Here is a 16,890-nt window from a genome sequence, read left to right on the forward strand (position 1 = left end):
ACGAACCGGTCCGATGACCATGCGAGCCTCAGCTTCGGGGCGCAACACTCGATCTTGGCGGGTTTGGCCCCTATCTTGCCAGGTTCCGGCTGCATGGAGCGCCAGCCGAAACAGATTGGGACCTTGCCGCTGCCTCTTTCGCAGATCCTCTCCCAGCGTGGCCTTATTGCGGCCCTGGCGGCGACCTGCGGGTTGGCGGTGATCCTGCTCGCCTGCGCAAATTCCCGCTACGCCGACGGAAGCGACGCGAAGTCGCAGGGCCTGGCGCAGGTGACGCGCAACTTCTCGAGCCGCGGCCTGGACCGCCTCACCGCCGACATGGACCCGGCGATGCTGGCCCTGGCCAGGCGGCACGACCCGCTGGGCCGCCAGGCCGATCCGTGGGGCCGGACGATCGGCTGGACCAGCCTGGACATCAGCAAGATCCCGGACCTTGGCCTCGACGCCAGCTCGGTGGAGGCGGCCGAGGAGATCAACGCCATGCGCGCGTTCTCCAAGCTGCCGATCCGGCCGATGCGGCCGTTCGTGCTGCAGGCCGGCGGCCAGGACGCGAGCCGGGCGCTCAAGTGCCTCAGCGAGGCGGTCTATTACGAGAGCGCCCGCGAGCCGCAGCTCGGCCAGGAGGCGGTGGCCCAGGTGGTGCTGAACCGCGTGCGCCATCCGGCCTATCCGAAGTCGGTCTGCGGCGTGGTCTATCAGGGCTCGGCTCGGACGACCGGCTGCCAGTTCAGCTTCACCTGCGACGGGTCGCTGCGCTACGCGCCCGAGCCGGTGCTGTGGCGGCGGGCCCAGGACGTGGCGCGCCGGGCGCTGGCCGGGCACGTCAACAAGAGCGTGGGTTCGGCGACCCACTATCACGCCAACTACGTGGCGCCGTACTGGGCCCCGACCCTGGTGAAGATGAAGCAGGTCGGCCTGCACATCTTCTATCGCTGGACCGGGCCCTGGGGCGAGCCGCCGGCCTTCACCGGACGCTACGCCGGGGGCGAGGCCCATATCTCCCCGGCCATCCTCGGCGGCCTGGACGCGCGGACCAACGGCCTGCTCGATCCCGAGACCCAAGGCATCGGCGGCGGGCGGCAGGTGACCCTGGCCGTGGCCGGCGAGGTGCGCACCTACAACGTGGCCGACGCCAGCACCGTGAGCGGGGAGCGGACGCGGGTGCTCGGCACCCTCTATGCGCCGCGCCGCAAGCCGACGGCCGAAGAGATCCAGGAAATCAACAAGTCGCTGGCGGCGATGGAAGCCGCCGCCACCGAAACGACCGCCGCGCCCCCGGCCAGGCCGCCGCAGGCCGAGCCGGACGCTGGCGCTGGAACGCTCCAGGAGTAAGCTCGGCGGTCATGACCGCCATTCTCGCCATCCACGCCCATCCCGACGACATCGAGACCCTCGGCGCCGGGACCCTGGCCCTGCTGGCCGGGGCGGGGCATCAGGTGCGGATCGCCACGGTGACCGGCGGCGATCTCGGATCGGCGGCGACGCCGCCCGACGAGACCTCCCGCATCCGCCAGGCCGAGGCCGCCCGCGCCGCGGCGCTGATCGGGGCGCAGTATCGCTGCGGCGGGGTTCCTGACCTGGGCGTGTTCAACGACGACCCGACGCGCCGGATCGTCACCGAGCTGATCCGCTGGGCCGGGGCCGAAGTGGTGATCACCGCCTCGCCCGCCGACTATCATCCCGACCACGAAGCGGTCAGCCAACTGGTGCGCGACGCCTGCTTCGCCGCCTCGGTGCCGAACTACAGGACCGGCGAGGCGCCGCCGCTGGCGGCCATCCCGCACCTCTATTTCATGGACCCGATCGGCGGGCGCGACCGCCAGGGCGCCTGGACGGTCCCCGACTTCGGCGCCGACGTCGCGGCGGCGTTCGAGACCAAGCGGGCGATGCTGGCCTGCCATGTCAGCCAGGATAGCTGGGTCGCGCGCCAGCACGACATCCCCGACCACCTGGCGTCGATGGAGGCCTGGACCCGCCGGCGGGGGCGGGACTTCGGCGCCGACCTGGCCGAGGGCTTCCGCCAGTACCGGCATCATCCCTATCCGCGGACCCCGCTGCTGCAGGAACTGCTGGGCGAGCGCCTGCTGGCGCCCCTGGCTCAGGCCCCGCGCGCGGCGTCGTAGCGCGCCCACATCGGGCGGCAGTCCAGCATGTCGCCGCTCTCCATCGCCTCGTCGATGGCCATCACCGTCAGGCCGGCCTCCATCGACTCGAAAGGCGTGACGGGGAAGGGCTGGCGTCCCTCCATCGTGGCCAGCAGGTCGCGGGCCATGGCCTGGTCGGCGCCGTTGTGGCTGTCCTCGGTGCGGCCGCCATAGTCGATGCGCTCGGGCTTGCCGCGGTCCATGGTCCTGCGGACCATCAGCTTGTTGCGGACCAGGTCGGCGATCAGCGTGCCGTCGGTTCCGGCCACGTACCAGCGCCGTTCGGGCAAGGCCACATGGCTGTTGGCGTGGAACGACAGCCGCACGCCGTTCTCGTACTGCACCAGGGCGTTCTGGTGGTCGGTGACGTCCATGTCGGACTGGAAGGCGTCGTTGGCGCCGCCCCAGCCGGCGTCGCGCAGGGCGTAGGCCGGCTGGCCGTCGCTGTAGCGGTAGGCGCCCGCACGGGCGGCGGTGAAGATCTCCCGGCCGCCGAAGCTGGCGACCTTGGCCGGCCGCGCGCGGGCCAGGCGGCCGAAGATATCGAAGTCGTGGCAGACCTTGTCGAGCAGGTAGGAGCCGCCATAGGCCTGCTTGCGCCGCCAGTTGCGGGCGAGATAGCCGCCGTGCTCGGGCGGCAGGTGCTCGGTGGCGTCGATCGAGATCAACTGGCCCAGCTCGCCCGAATCCACCCGGGCGATGGTCTCGCGCACGATCGACATCGAGCGCATCACCAGGCCGATATGGATCGGCGGCCCCTCGGCGGCGGCCAGGCGGTGGGCCAGGGCCAGGGTCTCGGACTGGGTCCGCACGATCGGCTTCTCGGCGAAGATCGGGAAGCCGGCGTCGAGGGCGAGGTTGATGTGCTCGAAGTGCAGATGGTTGGGCGAGCCGATCATCACCAGGTCGTAGGGCCCGTGGGCGAAGAGCTCGGCCGGATCGGCGCAGGCGATGCCGGGGTCGATCCCGGCGGCCGCCAGGATCGGCGCGCCGACCGGGGCGGGATCGACATGGGCGGCGACCTCCAGCGACCAGCCGACCTCCTTCATGGCCGACAGCACGTGGGCGATGCGCTGGCCCAGGCCGATGACGCCGATGCGGTAGGTTTTCATGGCCGCCTTCCAGAAAGCTGACGGTGCGAGCTTAGCCCGGGCCGCCGCCGAACGCATTGGGGTAGGCGACCAGGACCGGCGCGGCCAGGGCCCCGTCCTCGAGCGCCAGGGCCATGAACGCCGGGCTGCCCGAATAGGGCGACTTCACCGTGGCGGCGGCGTGCGCGCTGAACCCGAACTTCGGATAGTACTCCGGGTGTCCCAGCACGATCACCGCATGGGCGCCGAAGTCCTTGGCGGTCTGGATCGAGGCGGCGGTCAGCCGCTTGCCGACGCCGCCGCGCTGGCGGTCGGGCCGCACGGCCAGCGGCGCCAGGGCGGCGTAGAGGTTTACGCTGTCGGCCCAGAGCCGGCTGTAGAGGATGTGGCCGACGACCTCGCCGTTCTCCTCCTCGACCAGCTCGAACATCACGTCGCCGTCGGCGCGCAGGCGCTCGACGAGGTCGGCCTCGTCGGGCTGGCCGAAGGCGGCGGCGACGATCTCGCGGATGGCGGCGTGGTCGGCGGGACGGGCGTGGCGGATCATGCGTCGAGCTTAGGCCCGCCCGCGCCGGGCGCAAACGCTGAACCGCCGTCCCCGGGGCGCGTTCCCTTAGACCAGCGCAACCCAAGAGGGGCGACCATGTCCATCAACAACCGCCGTGAACTCAGCCTGCTCAACCACGAGGAAGGCGAACTGATCCGCGCCTCGCACCATCCGGCGATCGCCCAGCTCGACTCCAAGGGCCTGGCGGACACCCGCAAGCGCCTGCGCGACCTGCGCGACAAGGAACGCACCCTGGCGCGCCAGAAGGTCCGTGAGGTCCGCGGCAAGGGCGAACCGCGCGGCGGCGGCACGGCCGATCACCTCCAGGAACGCAAGCAGGTGTTCGCCAGCGCTCTGCGGCGGGTGAACAAGCAGGCCCATCGCATGCAGGTCGAGGCGGCGCGCGCCGCGCACATCGAAGCCTCGAAGACGGCCCTGGCCATGCGCCGCGCCGCCGGCGCTTCGGCGCGCCCGGCCCCGGGCAAGACCGCCGGCGAGGGCATGAACCCGGTCGAGAGCACGAAGACCGCCTCGAAGGTCGCGCCGGCCAAGGTCGGCAGCGTCTCCCAGGCGACGAAGAACGCGCAGGCGAAGCGGGACAACGCGTAGGTTTCGCTCCGCCTCTGGGCCGCCTCGTTTTTCCTCCCCCATCGTGATGGAGGAGGGGGACCGGCGAAGCCGGTGGAGGGGGCGGCGGCTGGCAATGAGCTTGGGGCTTGCCCCCTCCATCACGCTACGCGCGGTCCCCCTCCCCCGCTGCGCAGGGGAGGAAAGGGGGCGCTGAGGGGATCGACTATGGCGCCTTCGCCCACCTCCAGGAGGGGAGGGACCAGGTGGCGTCAGTCCCCCGCCACCCAGCTCACGTCGGCGCCCAGGGCGTTGAGGTTCTCGACGAACTTCGGGTGGGCGCGCTGGATCGGGGAGGCGTTGAGGATGGTGCTTTCGCCCTCGATGCTGGCGGCCAGCATGAAGAGGGCGATGGCCACGCGGATGATGTAGGGGCTCTCCACCGTGGCCGGGGTCAGCGGCTTGCCGCCCCAGGTGATCAGCCGGTGCGGGTCGCAGAGCAGGGCGTGGGCGCCGAACTTGCCCAGTTCGGAATGCCAGCCCAGCGCCCCGTCATAGACCTTGTTCCAGAACATCACCTGACCCTCGGCGCGCACGCCCAGGGCCACGAAGATCGGCAGCAGGTCGGCCGGCACATAGGGCCAGGGCGCGGCCTCGACCTTGGTCAGGATGTTCGAGGTGAAGGGCTCGCGCACCTTCAGGGCGCCGTCGACGCGCGCGCGGCTGAAGCCGTTCTCATGGGTCACCTCGACGCCGAACTTGGCGAAGGTGCGGTCCAGCAGCGGGAACTGCTCGACCGAGCCGTTCTGGACGGCGATCTCGCCGCCGGTGATCGCGCCCATGGCCAGGAAGGTGGCGACCTCGTGGAAGTCGTCGGCGAAGGTGAACTCCACCCCGCCCAGGCTGTCGACGCCGGCGACGGTGAGGCGCGAGCCGCCGACGCCCTGGATGCGCGCGCCCATGCCGGCCAGGAACTCGCAGAACTCCTGCACGTGCGGTTCGCAGGCCGCGTTGGTCAGGCGCGAGATGCCCTTGGCCGTCGCCGCGCAGAGCACGAAGTTCTCGGTGGTGGTGACCGAGGCGTAGTCGAGCCAGTGCTGGGTGGCGGTGAAGCCCTTGGGCGCGGCGATGACCGTGGCGCCCGGCTCGCTGCTGACCTCGGCCCCGAACGCCTTGAAGACGTCGATGTGCGGGTCGATCTCGCGCGAGCCGAGGGTGCAGCCGGTGACGTCCTCCTCCAGGCTGGCGCGGCCGAAGCGGTGCAGCAGGGCCGGGATCAGCATGATCGAGGAGCGCATGCCCAGCGGCAGGTGCGCGGACTTCGGGTCCAGGTCGCGGCCATGGTGCAGCCGCAGGGTGCCGGCGGCGTAGTCCATCTCCACCGACGAGCCGAGCTTTCCGAAGAAATCCAGCAGCTTGCGCACATCGGTGATGTCGGGAACGCGGTGCAGGACGATCGGCTCGTCGCTGAGCAGGGTGGCGCAGAGCACCGGCAGGACGGCGTTCTTGTTGGCGGACGGCGTGATGGTCCCACGCAAGGCGCGGCCGCCTCGCACGATCAGGTTCGTCATGGCGGCGCGTGGCCTCGTAGGTTCGCGAGGGGCGGGGACGCCCCGCCGCTCAGAAGTGGATCCTGGTGGTCAGCGGGGCGCCTTACCAGGCGCCGATCCGCTGGGCCTCACTATGGCTGATCGGATGCTTGGCCTTCTCGTGGTCTTCCTCGGCCAGCAGGCGCACGGCTTCCAGCGCGGCCATGCAGCCCATGCCGGCGGCGGTGACGGCCTGGCGGTAGACGTCGTCGGTGACGTCGCCGGCCGCATAGACGCCCTTGATGGCGGTGGCGGCCGAGCCGGGGATGACCTTGAGGTAGCCCGAGCCGTCCATCTCCAGTTGGCCCTTGAACAGCTCCGACGCCGGGGCGTGGCCGATGGCGATGAAGACGCCGTCGGCGGGGATCTCGCGGACCTCGCCGGTATCGACGTCCTTCAGCTTGACGCCGGTGACGCCGAGCGGGTCGGCCGTGCCGACGACCTCGTCGATGGCGACGTTCCAGATCACCTCGATCTTGGGATGGGCGAACAGGCGCTCCTGCAGGATCTTCTCGGCGCGGAACTCGTCGCGGCGGTGCACGACGGTGACCTTGGAGGCGAAGTTGGTGAGGAACAGCGCTTCCTCGACCGCGGTGTTGCCGCCGCCGACCACCACGACCTCCTTGCCGCGATAGAAGAAGCCGTCGCAGGTGGCGCAGGCCGAGACGCCGAAGCCCTGGAACTTCTGCTCGGTCTCAAGCCCCAGCCACTTGGCCTGGGCGCCGGTGGCGATGATCAGGGTCTCGGCCAGCCAGACCTCGCCGCTGTCGCACTCCAGGCGGAACGGGCGCTGGGAAAGGTCGGCCTTGATGACGATGTCGTTGATGATCTCGGTCCCGACATGGGCGGCCTGGGCCTGCATCTGCTCCATCAGCCAGGGGCCCTGGATGACGTCGGCGAAGCCCGGATAGTTCTCCACGTCGGTGGTGATGGTCAGCTGGCCGCCGGGCTGGATGCCGGCGATCAGCACCGGTTTGAGCAGGGCGCGCGCGGCGTAGATGGCGGCGGTGTAGCCGGCCGGGCCGGAACCCAGGATCAGGCAGCGGGTGGTGCGAGGGGCGTTCTGCGACATGGCGTCTATGTAGGCGAGATTCTGGACGGTTGCGACAGGCGCGGGCGCGGTCGGTCAGCGCAGGTTTTCTGGAGCGCCTGGCAGCGGACCTAGCTTGGGCCGCCGCTGGCGGCGGCGCGCGGGGCGGAGATCACCTCCAGCAGGGCCGCAGCGGCGCGCTCGGCCCCCAGGCCGTCGCAGAGTTCGAGGCTGGAGGCGATCAGGCGCGCGCGCGTCGCCGCATCGCTCAGCAGGCGCACCGAGGCGCGGTCGAAGGCGGCGGGGAAATCCTCGTCGGTGGCGTCGACCACCAGGGCCGCGTCGCGCTCGGCCAGGGCGCGGGCGGCCGGGCGCTGGTTCTCGGCCAGGATCACCAGCACCGAAGGCAGGCCCAGCGTGCAGCGCTCCCAGGTGGTCGAACCGCCGGCCCCGATGGCCACGTCGGCGTCGAGGGTAAGCTGGGCCATGTCCTGGGCGTCGACATGCAGGGTCACGCGCGGGTCGTGGGCCGCCACCCGCGTCAGGCCCGGCAGGCTGGGCGCGCCGCCGCCCAGCACGACGTCGAAGGCCAACTGGCCGTTGCGCTGGCGCAGGCGGTCGACGACCTTGGCGGTGACCCCGCCGACATCGGTCAGCCCAAGCGCGACCAGCACCCGCTGCACCGGCCCGCCGCGGCGGGCGATGGCCTGTTCGCGCAACTGGGCGAACTCGGGGCGCAGGGGGGCGTAGCTGGGGCCGAGCAGCAGCCGGGCGTTTCCGGCGAAGGGGGCGTAGTCGGCCTCGACCCGCGCCGGGCCGGAATCCAGGATCAGGTCGGCGCCCAGCGGCCGGTCGGCCAGGTCGTCGATCACCAGGGCCGGGCGGCCCTGGGCCACCGCCTCGTGCTCTTCGCGGCCCAGGCCGTAGTGGTCGAACACCACGGCGTCGAAGGCGAGGCGGGCGACGGTGGCGGGGATGGTCTCGGCCTCGACCGAGGTGACCTCCTCGCGGCCGATGTCGGGGGCGAAGGCGTCGAGGATGGCGGCGACCGAGGGCGGGGCCAGGAAGATGCATTCCGCGCCATGTTCGCCCAGCGCCCGCGCCAGGCTGAGCGAGCGCATCACATGGCCGCCGCCGACCGCCGGGCCGGCGTTGGCGATGAAGAGGATGCGAGGCCGCAGAATCATCTCGCAACCATGGGACGCTCAAAGCCGCAACTTGGAAAGAGGCCGTTCGGCCATCAGGCGCCCCGGGCGTCGAACCGGCGCAGCACCTCGTCGGCGGCCCGTTCGGTCTCGGCCAGCGGTTCATAGGTCCAGCGATGGAAGGCGCCGCCGAACGGGCGGGCCGCGCCCAGCCGCTCCAGGTCCTCGTGGAACAGCCGGAACTTCAGGCTCTCGCCGTCCATCTTCATGACGAAGACCGGCTTGCCGGTGGAGGCCGCGTCGGTGGCGAGGTTGGTGGAGTCCTCGGTGACCAGGATGTAGTCGGCGGCCGCCAGGTAGGCGAAGTAGGGATTGTCGCCCTGGCCGTCCCAGATCACCCCGGGCAGGTGCTTCAGGCGGGCCTGGAGGATGTTCTGCGCCGGCTGCGGCGTGCGGCGGGTGAAGCTGACCATCACCGAGCCGCCTTCCTGGACGACCGGCAGTTCGATCTCGCGGGCCATGGCCGCGGCGCGCTCGGGCGAGATGTCGTGGGCCTTGGACTTGCCGCCGATGATCACCGCCACGCGCGGGCGGGGCAGGGCGTCCAGCTCGGCCTCGAAGCGCTTGAGGTCGGCGGCCATGCGCTCGGCGTTCACCCGGCCGGGCGAGCCGGTGATCGGGAAGACGTTGTCGCCCTCCAGCCGGTCGTGCCGGGGCGGGATGACCAGGTCGAACAGCCGCGTGGGCATGCGCGGATCCTGGACCTGGACCACATAGGTCTTGCGGCCCGACCAGCGCTTGATGCGGATGGAGAGGGGCAGGGTGGCGCGGCCGGCCGCGATCCAGATGTCCGGCCAGGGCGGGGTCAGGTCGCTCTCGGGCGTCAGGGACCGGCGCGGGAACAGGGTCAGCCACCAGGGCAGGCGGCCGATCCAGCTCTTCCAGGCGATCTTCTTGACGACGACCACGGCGGGGCGCCTGCGCGCGAGCGCATTGGCCAGGCCGACGACCTGGGCCTCGATGCCCGCACGCCCGTCGGACACCGCCCAGATGGTCAGCGGCCGTTCGACAGGCGTCGGGTGGGGGTCTGGCAAGCGGGTGAAGCTCCGGGCCTGGCGGCCTAGCGCCACTCGACCTTGAGGATCTCGTAGGCCTTGCCGCCGCCGGGGGTGTTCACCTCGACGACGTCGCCGGTTTCCTTGCCGATCATGGCGCGGGCCAGCGGGGAGACAATGGAGATCTTGCCCTGCTTCACGTCGGCTTCGTGTTCGCCGACGATCTGGTAGCGGGCTTCTTCCTCGGTGTCCTCGTCGACCACCGAGACGGTGGCGCCGAACTTCACCTGGCTGCCGGAGAGCTTGGATACGTCGATGACCTGCGCACGGGCCATCCGATCCTCGATCTCGGCGATCTGGCCTTCGATCCAGCCTTGCCGTTCCTTGGCGGCATGGTACTCGGCGTTTTCCGAGAGGTCGCCGTGCGAGCGTGCTTCCGCGATCGCAGCGATCACGGCGGGACGCTCTGCGGTCTTCAAACGCTTCAGTTCATCGTCGAGAGCTTGCCAGCCCTCGGCGGTCATCGGGACTTTTTCCATCGTGGATGAGGACTCGGGTTCGCCCTTTTGGGAGTTCGTTGGCCGGCCGCGGGCGCAGGCGTCCGGGGGGGTAGAGATTAGATGTCGCGGCGCAAAAACTCAAGGGGCGGGGTTGGGCCGGCCCCTTTCGCCATATTCTGAAACCCGCCGGGGAGGGCGGCGGACGCCTGTGCGGTCAGGCGCTTTCCGAGATCACGGCGCCTTCCAGTTCGGCCGCGTCGGGGGCCTCGTAGACCCCCTCGATGAACTCGAACATCTCCGGCGTGACCCCGATGGCGAAGGTTTCGCCGCGCACCTCGTTGCGCTCCAGCACCCGGGCGCGGCGCACGTCCTGGGGCGCGGTGACGAAGTGGAACTGCAGCGGCAGCTCCACCGCCTGGGCGATCTCGGCCACCCGGGCGCGGTCGGACCGGCGCATCAGGCCCAGGTCCAGGACCACCGAGGTTCCGGCGGCGATGACCCCGGCGGCGGTCGACCAGATCTGCGCCTCGCAGCGTTCGACCCGCTCCATCATCCACTGGAACTCGATGGGCTCGGGCATGTCGGCCGCGAACAGGCGCGCCATCCAGTCGTCGATGGCGAAGTGAACGGCCGGTTCGCGGCGCGCCAGTTCCTTGGCGTAGGTGGACTTGCCGGCGCCGGAGGGGCCGAAGACGACGTGAAGCGTGGCGGTCATGCCCCGCCCCTAGACCATTTCCGCCGGTGCGGAAACGCCTAGGGACGCCGCAGGGCGCTATTTCACCGACAGCCCGCCGTCGATGACCAGCTCGGCCCCGGTGACGTAGCGGCTCTCGTCGGAGGCCAGCCACAGCACGCCGTTGGCGATGTCCTCCGGATAGCCCTTCACGCCCAGGGGCACGCCCTCGGCGCTCATGGCGTCCAGCGCCGCGCCGCGCGGCGGGCGGGCGTTGTCGCCGATCTCGCCGGTGCCGACGATGGTGTCCCAGATCGGGGTCTCGATGATGCCGGGATGGACCGAGTTGACGCGGATCCCATCCTTGGCGTTGGCGCATTCCATGGCCACGGCCTTGGTGAACAGGCGCACCCCGCCCTTGGTGGCGCAATAGCCGGCCAGGATGGCCGAGCCCTTGAGGCCGGCGACCGACGACATGTTGATGATCGAGCCGCCGCCGTTCTCGCGCATCAGCGGGATCGAGTGCTTCACGCCCAGGAAGACGCCGTCGAGATTGACCGCGGTCTGCCGCTGGAAATCCTCGAGCGTCATGGTCAGGACCGAGCCGCCGATGCCGATGCCGGCATTGTTGACCAGGATGTCGAGGCGGCCGTGCTGGGCCTTCACCGCGGCGACCACGTCGATCCAGGCCTGCTCGGAGGTGACGTCGTGGTGCAGGTAGCCGGCCTTGCCGCCCATGGCCTGGATCGCCGCGATCGTCTGCGCGCCCTTTTCGTCCTGCAGGTCGGTGACGACGATGGTCGCGCCTTCCTGCGCCAGGCGCTCGGCGCAGCCGCGCCCGATGCCGCTGGCCCCGCCGGTGACCAGCGCAACCTTACCCTCGACCCGTCCGGCCATGCTTTCATCTCCCTAAGTGATCGTTGTTTAGTTTGTTCTACGCCTAGCCCAGCTTGGCGACCGAGGCCAGCCTCCTGCGCTCTGCGCGGATGGGCCGGCCAGACGGAGTTGTCGGCTATGGATGGCGGGGATGAACGGAAGCGGCGCGCCGGTCAGCCATGGAAAGGGCCGCAGGCGCCGGCGCACGCCGCCGGGAGTGTTCGGAGGGAACTTGTGCGCAACCGCCCTCTGCCCGCGTCAGGCTATGTGGAAGCGGGCGTTCGGACGTTTCGCATAGGCGCCGACGAGTACGACGACCTGGTGTCGACTAGATCTCTCTAGAGGCCGCCGTACCCGGGCTGGCGACTACCAGGTGACCTTGCCGTTGGCGGTGAGCAAGCCAATCAGCATGGCGGCGCCCAGGGCGATGATCAGACCCACGACGATAAGGTCTGTGTACCCCTCGAAGCGCTCCAGCAGGTGCCTGTTCTTGTGATGGTGGACCTCACCCTCGTGGTGTCCGGTTTGCATGGCGTTTCCCTTCGCACACTGAATCAGAGGACACGTCCTCGCCAGACTGCGACAGGCGCCCAAGCGGGCCTTCCGGCTGGTCATCAGGGGCCGCCGGAGCTCGCCCACTACGCGCCTGCATACAGCAAGGCGACGCTCTGAGGTTGCGCCCCGGAATAACGCCGGTCAATCAGCAAATGCGCGTAAGTGCTTCACAAGCCTGCGCTTGCGACGCGATGTCAGCTATGGGCGACGTCCATGGGTTGCGCCTCGACCGCCCGCTAGCCGGCGGCGGAACCGTCCAGGTTGAAGCCGTAGTCCGCCTCGACGCGGGCGATGCGGGTGATCGTGGGGCCGAACCATTCGCTCTTGGCCAGGCGCTTGGCCGCGCCGTGCGGCGGGTCGTTGCGCCAGCGCTCGATGGCCTCGAGGCTCTCCCAGTAGGACACCGCGATCGAGGCGCCCTCGTCGAAGAAGGCCTCCAGGCCGAGGAACCCGCCCAGGGCGCTGGCGCGCTCGTAGAGCTGTCGGCCGAGCCTGCGGTGCGCCGCGCCGTCGTAGCCGGGGGCGAGTTCGGTGGTGGTGGTCACCGAATAGTAGGGCGGGGCGGGCGTGCGGACCACGCGCGCCATCGTGGGGCGTCCGGTCATCGAGGCTTCTCTCCGGGAAGGGGACCGCCGACGATCTAGGGCCTGGACGCTCGATCCGTCCAATGCATACATTTTCTCGATATGATCAGGAAAGCGTATAGGCGGCGATGGACACCGACTCCCTGCGCACCTTCCTCGCCATCCACCGGGCGGGAGGATTTTCGGCGGCGGCCGAACAGCTCAACCGGTCCCAGCCGGCGATCAGCCGGCGGATCGCGCTGCTGGAGAACGAGTTGGGCGCCCCGGTGTTCGAGCGCACCGCCGCGGGGGTGATGCTCAGCCAGCTCGGCCAGGTGCTGCTGCCGCATGCGGAACGGGTGCTTGCCGCCCTGGAGGACGCCCATCTGGCCGTGCGCGAACTGCGCGAGGGCGACGCCGGGCCGGTGGCGCTGGCGGCGGTCGGCACCCTGGCGGGCGCGGGCCTGACCCGCATTCTCAAGCGTTTCGCCGCCGAAGCCCCGGACGCGGCCTTGACGCTGAGGACCGCCACCAGCAGCCAGGTCAGCGACCTTGTGCGTCGAGGCGAGGCGACCCTCGGGCTGCGGTATTTCGAGGACCGCTCGCCCGATCTTCAGTGTCATGCCATGGCCCCCGAAGAACTGGTCGTGGCCTGCGCGCCAGGCCATCGGCTGGCGGGGCGCGCGGTGAGCGGGCTGGCCGATCTCGCCGGGGAGCACTGGCTGGCCTTCCCGCGCCGCGACGAGCAGGGGGAGGTCGCCGCCGAAACGATCTCGGCGCAGTTCCTGGTCCGCCACGTCGCCGGGTTTCGCTGGAGCGCCGTCGACAGCCTGACCGCGCAGAAGCGCCTGGTGGAGGCCGGGTTCGGGATCAGCCTGACGCCGGCGAGCGGCATGGCCGAAGAACTCGCCGCCGGGACGCTCGCCGTCATCGCCGTCGAAGACCTGACGGCGTTCAATCCGGTGTTCGCCGTTCAGCGCCGCGGCGGCCATCTGAGCGCGGCGGCGCGGCGGTTGCTGGCGCTGCTCACCGAGGAGGCCTGAGCCAGAGCGGCGCCGCCGCCCTCGCCCGGGACGTCAGGCGTAGCTTTGCAGCGGGCGCACGTCGAGGGTGTCCTCGACGGTCGCCACGATGGCCTGGGCCGCGGCCAGCGCGCCGGCGGCGGTGGTGAAGTAGGGCGTCTTCATCATCAGCGCCGTGCGGCGGATCTCGAAGCTGTCGGCCAGCGACTGCTTGCCCTCGGTGGTGTTGAACACAAGCTGGATCTCGCCGTTCTTCATGGCGTCGACGATGTGCGGCCGGCCTTCCAGCACCTTCTTGATCTGCTCGACCTCCAGGCCCTGTTCGGCCAGGTAGCCGCCGGTGCCGGCGGTGGCGACGATCTTGAAGCCCTGGCTCAGCAGCAGCTTCACCGCTTCCAGGATCCACGGCTTGTCGGCGTCCTTCACCGACACGAACACCTTGCCGGCCTTGGGCAGCTTCACCCCGCCGCCGAGCTGGCTCTTGGCGAAGGCGCGGGCGAAGGCCGGGGCGCTGGTCTCGCCCGGGCGGATCCAGTCCAGGCCCATGACCTCGCCGGTCGAGCGCATTTCCGGGCCCAGCACCGTGTCGACGCCGGCGAAGCGGGCGAACGGGAAGACCGCCTCCTTCACCGCGATGTGGTCGTAGGGCTTCTCGACCAGGTTGAAGCTGGCCAGCTTCTCGCCGGCCATCAGCTTGGCGGCGATGGCGGCCAGCGGCTGGCCGATGGTCTTGGCCACGAACGGCACCGTGCGGCTGGCGCGCGGGTTCACTTCCAGCACGTAGATGCGCGGATTGTCGGAGTGCGGCTCCTCGATGGCGAACTGCACGTTCATCAGGCCGCGCACTTCCAGGGCCCGGGCCATGGCCTCGGTCTGGCGCTTCAGCTCGGCGATGGTCTCGGCCTTCAGCGAGAACGGCGGCAGCGAGCAGGCGCTGTCGCCCGAGTGCACGCCGGCCTCCTCGATGTGCTCCATGACCCCGGCGACGAACACCTGGCCGTCGGCGTCGCACAGGGCGTCGACGTCCACCTCGGTGGCGCGGCTCAGGTACTGGTCGATCAGCACCGGGCTGTCGCCCGACACCTGCACGGCGGTGTTGACGTAGCGTTCGAGCTGCTCGTCGTCGCGGATGATCTCCATCGCCCGGCCGCCCAGCACGTAGGAGGGGCGGATGACGATCGGGTAGCCGACCTTGTGCGCGCCGGCGAAGGCCTCCTCGCGCGAGCGGGCGATGGCGTTGACCGGCTGGGCGATCTTCAGCTTGTGCAGCAGTTGCTGGAAGCGCTCGCGGTCCTCGGCCAGGTCGATGGCGTCGGGCGAGGTGCCCAGGATCGGGATGCCGGCGTCCTCCAGCGGCTTGGCCAGCTTCAGCGGGGTCTGGCCGCCGAACTGGACGATGACGCCCAGCAGCTCGCCGCGCGCCTGCTCGACGGCGATCAGCTCCAGCACGTCCTCGGCCGTCAGCGGCTCGAAGTACAGGCGGTCGGAGGTGTCGTAGTCGGTGGAGACGGTCTCGGGGTTGCAGTTGACCATGATCGACTCCACCCCGATGTCGTCGAGGGCGAAGGCGGCGTGGCAGCAGCAGTAGTCGAACTCGATGCCCTGGCCGATCCGGTTGGGGCCGCCGCCGAGGATGATCGCCTTCTTGCGGTCGCTCGGTTCGCTCTCGCACTCGGGGATCTGGCCCAGCGAGCCGGTCTCGTAGGTCGAGTACATGTAGGGCGTGGCGGCGCGGAACTCGCCGGCGCAGCTATCGATGCGCTTGAACACTGGGCGCACGCCATGGGCGCGGCGCTGCTCGCGGACCTCGGCCTCGGTGGTGTGGGTCAGCTTGGCCAGGCGCGCGTCGGAGAAGCCCTGGGCCTTGATGGCGCGGAACTCGGCGGCGGTGGCGGGCAGGCCGCGGGCGCGGATCTGCGCCTCGACGGCGATCAGGGCCTCGATCTGGCGCAGGAACCAGGGCTCATAGGCGCAGGCGGCATTGACCTCCTCGACGCTCAGGCCGTGGCGGAACGCCTGGGCGATCACCAGCAGGCGGTCGGGGGTCGGCTGGCCCAGCGCGCGGACCACCGCGGCGCGGCCGGTCTCGGCGTCGTGGGCGCCCTCGATTTCGACCTCGTCCAGGCCGGTCAGGCCGGTCTCCAGCCCCCGCAGGGCCTTCTGCAGGCTCTCGGAGAAGGTGCGGCCGATGGCCATGACCTCGCCCACCGACTTCATGGCGGTGGTCAGGGTCGGCTCCGAACCCGGATATTTTTCAAAGGCGAAGCGCGGAATCTTGGTGACGACGTAGTCGATGCTGGGCTCGAACGAGGCCGGGGTCGCGCCGGTGATGTCGTTCATCAGCTCGTCGAGCGTGTAGCCCACGGCCAGGCGCGCGGCGACCTTGGCGATCGGGAAGCCGGTGGCCTTGGAGGCCAGGGCCGAGGAGCGCGACACCCGCGGGTTCATCTCGATGACCACCATGCGGCCGTCGGCCGGGTTCACCGCGAACTGCACGTTGGAGCCGCCGGTCTCGACGCCGATCTCGCGCAGCACGGCGATCGAGGCCGCCCGCATGCGCTGGTATTCCTTGTCGGTCAGGGTCAGGGCCGGGGCGACGGTGATCGAGTCGCCGGTGTGCACGCCCATCGGGTCGATGTTCTCGATCGAGCAGACGATGATGCAGTTGTCCGCCTTGTCGCGGACGACCTCCATCTCGTACTCCTTCCAGCCCAGCACGCTCTCCTCGATGAGGACCTCGGTGGTGGGGGACAGGTCGAGACCGCGTTCGACGATCTCCTTGAATTCCTCGACATTGTAGGCGATGCCGCCGCCGGTCCCGGCCAGGGTGAAGGACGGGCGGATGATCGCCGGCAGGCCGACGAACTCCAGGCCCTCCATGGCCTCGTCCATCGAGTGGGCCGCCTTGGAGCGCGGGCTCTCCAGGCCCAGCTTGTCCATGGCGTCGCGGAACTTCTGGCGGTCCTCGGCCTTGTCGATGACCTCGGCCTTGGCGCCGATCATCTCGACCCCGTACTTGGCGAGCGCGCCGGAGGCTTCCAGGGCCAGGGCGGTGTTCAGCGCGGTCTGGCCGCCCATGGTCGGCAGCAGGGCGTCGGGACGCTCCTTGGCGATGATCTTCTCGACCATCTCCGGGGTGATCGGCTCGATATAGGTCGCGTCGGCCACGTCCGGGTCGGTCATGATCGTGGCCGGGTTGGAGTTGACCAGCACGATGCGGTAGCCCTCGGCGCGCAGCGCCTTGCAGGCCTGGACGCCCGAATAGTCGAACTCACAGGCCTGGCCGATCACGATCGGCCCGGCGCCGATGATGAGGATCGAGGAGATGTCTGTGCGTTTCGGCATGTCCACTCGCGCGCATGGGCGGTCGCACTCTTCAAGCGCGCCCGGTCCCGGTCAATCTGCAGGTTAAGGGGGCCGTTTAGAGACGGAGTCGCTCGCGCGCAAGCGGCGATGGCGGCAATCTCGCCGCAGGCGTCCGCCGCGGGCCGCCCCAACGAAAACGGGCCGGCGTTTCCGCCGGCCCGCAGCCG

16 protein-coding genes are annotated in these 16,890 nt (G+C 70.2%); 4 read left to right on the top strand and 12 right to left on the bottom strand.

What is annotated here, in order from left to right; translation table 11 throughout:
- Window positions 1–123: 123 nt before the first annotated feature.
- Both RTL41_RS04860 and RTL41_RS04865 read left to right on the top strand, forming a co-directional pair.
- On the top strand, window positions 124–1,332 hold the full coding sequence (locus RTL41_RS04860) for a cell wall hydrolase (protein WP_312161895.1): 1,209 nt from the start codon (window positions 124–126) through the stop codon (window positions 1,330–1,332).
- 11 nt (window positions 1,333–1,343) lie between these two features.
- Window positions 1,344–2,123 carry a PIG-L family deacetylase gene (locus tag RTL41_RS04865; protein ID WP_312161897.1) on the top strand — a complete coding sequence of 260 codons (780 nt, stop codon included), beginning with the start codon at window positions 1,344–1,346 and terminating at the stop codon, window positions 2,121–2,123.
- On the opposite strand, the gene RTL41_RS04870 is transcribed toward RTL41_RS04865, so the two are convergent.
- A complete protein-coding gene (locus RTL41_RS04870) occupies window positions 2,099–3,256 on the bottom strand; it encodes a Gfo/Idh/MocA family oxidoreductase (RefSeq protein ID WP_312161899.1) in 1,158 nt (385 codons plus the stop codon). The two genes, RTL41_RS04865 and RTL41_RS04870, sit on opposite strands and share 25 nt — an antisense overlap.
- Before the next feature lie 31 nt (window positions 3,257–3,287).
- Window positions 3,288–3,782: an N-acetyltransferase gene (locus RTL41_RS04875; RefSeq protein WP_312161901.1), complete on the bottom strand. Its 495-nt coding sequence runs from the start codon at window positions 3,780–3,782 to the stop codon at window positions 3,288–3,290.
- 96 nt (window positions 3,783–3,878) lie between these two features.
- Here RTL41_RS04875 and RTL41_RS04880 point away from each other — a divergent pair, with 96 nt between their 5' ends.
- Window positions 3,879–4,391, top strand: a complete 513-nt coding sequence (locus RTL41_RS04880; RefSeq protein WP_312161903.1) for a hypothetical protein — start codon at window positions 3,879–3,881, stop codon at window positions 4,389–4,391.
- 230 nt (window positions 4,392–4,621) lie between these two features.
- On the opposite strand, the gene RTL41_RS04885 is transcribed toward RTL41_RS04880, so the two are convergent.
- From RTL41_RS04885 to RTL41_RS04925, 9 genes are all read right to left on the bottom strand, one after another.
- On the bottom strand, window positions 4,622–5,920 hold the full coding sequence (locus RTL41_RS04885) for a UDP-N-acetylglucosamine 1-carboxyvinyltransferase (RefSeq protein WP_312161905.1): 1,299 nt from the start codon (window positions 5,918–5,920) through the stop codon (window positions 4,622–4,624).
- A gap of 82 nt (window positions 5,921–6,002) precedes the next feature.
- A complete protein-coding gene (gene trxB / locus RTL41_RS04890) occupies window positions 6,003–7,010 on the bottom strand; it encodes a thioredoxin-disulfide reductase (protein WP_312161907.1) in 1,008 nt (335 codons plus the stop codon).
- A gap of 89 nt (window positions 7,011–7,099) precedes the next feature.
- Window positions 7,100–8,155: a UDP-2,4-diacetamido-2,4,6-trideoxy-beta-L-altropyranose hydrolase gene (gene pseG / locus RTL41_RS04895; protein WP_312161909.1), complete on the bottom strand. Its 1,056-nt coding sequence runs from the start codon at window positions 8,153–8,155 to the stop codon at window positions 7,100–7,102.
- A 53-nt stretch (window positions 8,156–8,208) separates the two neighbouring features.
- Window positions 8,209–9,207, bottom strand: a complete 999-nt coding sequence (locus tag RTL41_RS04900) for a mitochondrial fission ELM1 family protein (protein WP_312161911.1) — start codon at window positions 9,205–9,207, stop codon at window positions 8,209–8,211.
- A 26-nt stretch (window positions 9,208–9,233) separates the two neighbouring features.
- Window positions 9,234–9,707, bottom strand: a complete 474-nt coding sequence (gene greA / locus RTL41_RS04905; RefSeq protein ID WP_312161913.1) for a transcription elongation factor GreA — start codon at window positions 9,705–9,707, stop codon at window positions 9,234–9,236.
- A gap of 175 nt (window positions 9,708–9,882) precedes the next feature.
- Window positions 9,883–10,383 (bottom strand): ATP-binding protein, encoded by a 501-nt coding sequence (locus RTL41_RS04910; RefSeq protein WP_312161915.1) that lies wholly within the window; start codon window positions 10,381–10,383, stop codon window positions 9,883–9,885.
- 57 nt (window positions 10,384–10,440) lie between these two features.
- Entirely contained in the window at window positions 10,441–11,238 is a 798-nt protein-coding gene (locus RTL41_RS04915) for a glucose 1-dehydrogenase (RefSeq protein ID WP_312161918.1), read from the bottom strand.
- A 345-nt stretch (window positions 11,239–11,583) separates the two neighbouring features.
- Entirely contained in the window at window positions 11,584–11,748 is a 165-nt protein-coding gene (locus RTL41_RS04920) for a hypothetical protein (protein ID WP_293399576.1), read from the bottom strand.
- A 260-nt stretch (window positions 11,749–12,008) separates the two neighbouring features.
- Entirely contained in the window at window positions 12,009–12,377 is a 369-nt protein-coding gene (locus tag RTL41_RS04925) for an antibiotic biosynthesis monooxygenase (RefSeq protein ID WP_312161921.1), read from the bottom strand.
- Between the two features lie 107 nt (window positions 12,378–12,484).
- On the opposite strand from RTL41_RS04925, the gene RTL41_RS04930 reads away from it, so the two are divergent.
- On the top strand, window positions 12,485–13,378 hold the full coding sequence (locus tag RTL41_RS04930; RefSeq protein WP_312161923.1) for a LysR family transcriptional regulator: 894 nt from the start codon (window positions 12,485–12,487) through the stop codon (window positions 13,376–13,378).
- 33 nt (window positions 13,379–13,411) lie between these two features.
- On the opposite strand, the gene carB is transcribed toward RTL41_RS04930, so the two are convergent.
- Window positions 13,412–16,702 carry a carbamoyl-phosphate synthase large subunit gene (gene carB, locus RTL41_RS04935; protein WP_312161925.1) on the bottom strand — a complete coding sequence of 1,097 codons (3,291 nt, stop codon included), beginning with the start codon at window positions 16,700–16,702 and terminating at the stop codon, window positions 13,412–13,414.
- Window positions 16,703–16,890 lie beyond the last annotated feature (188 nt).

The sequence above is a fragment of the Phenylobacterium sp. genome (genome assembly GCF_031984885.1).
GTDB lineage: Bacteria > Pseudomonadota > Alphaproteobacteria > Caulobacterales > Caulobacteraceae > Phenylobacterium.

Excerpts from the sequence above, each read along its gene's own strand:
- RTL41_RS04870 (WP_312161899.1), bottom strand. The coding sequence starts at position 3,256 with ATGAAAACCTACCGCATCGGCGTCATCGGCCTGGGCCAGCGCATCGCC.
- pseG (WP_312161909.1), bottom strand. The coding sequence starts at position 8,155 with ATGATTCTGCGGCCTCGCATCCTCTTCATCGCCAACGCCGGCCCGGCG.
- RTL41_RS04910 (WP_312161915.1), bottom strand. The coding sequence starts at position 10,383 with ATGACCGCCACGCTTCACGTCGTCTTCGGCCCCTCCGGCGCCGGCAAG.
- RTL41_RS04920 (WP_293399576.1), bottom strand. The coding sequence starts at position 11,748 with ATGCAAACCGGACACCACGAGGGTGAGGTCCACCATCACAAGAACAGG.
- carB (WP_312161925.1), bottom strand. The coding sequence starts at position 16,702 with ATGCCGAAACGCACAGACATCTCCTCGATCCTCATCATCGGCGCCGGG.
- RTL41_RS04925 (WP_312161921.1), bottom strand. The coding sequence starts at position 12,377 with ATGACCGGACGCCCCACGATGGCGCGCGTGGTCCGCACGCCCGCCCCG.
- RTL41_RS04915 (WP_312161918.1), bottom strand. The coding sequence starts at position 11,238 with ATGGCCGGACGGGTCGAGGGTAAGGTTGCGCTGGTCACCGGCGGGGCC.
- RTL41_RS04875 (WP_312161901.1), bottom strand. The coding sequence starts at position 3,782 with ATGATCCGCCACGCCCGTCCCGCCGACCACGCCGCCATCCGCGAGATC.
- trxB (WP_312161907.1), bottom strand. The coding sequence starts at position 7,010 with ATGTCGCAGAACGCCCCTCGCACCACCCGCTGCCTGATCCTGGGTTCC.
- greA (WP_312161913.1), bottom strand. The coding sequence starts at position 9,707 with ATGGAAAAAGTCCCGATGACCGCCGAGGGCTGGCAAGCTCTCGACGAT.
- RTL41_RS04930 (WP_312161923.1), top strand. The coding sequence starts at position 12,485 with ATGGACACCGACTCCCTGCGCACCTTCCTCGCCATCCACCGGGCGGGA.
- RTL41_RS04885 (WP_312161905.1), bottom strand. The coding sequence starts at position 5,920 with ATGACGAACCTGATCGTGCGAGGCGGCCGCGCCTTGCGTGGGACCATC.
- RTL41_RS04865 (WP_312161897.1), top strand. The coding sequence starts at position 1,344 with ATGACCGCCATTCTCGCCATCCACGCCCATCCCGACGACATCGAGACC.
- RTL41_RS04880 (WP_312161903.1), top strand. The coding sequence starts at position 3,879 with ATGTCCATCAACAACCGCCGTGAACTCAGCCTGCTCAACCACGAGGAA.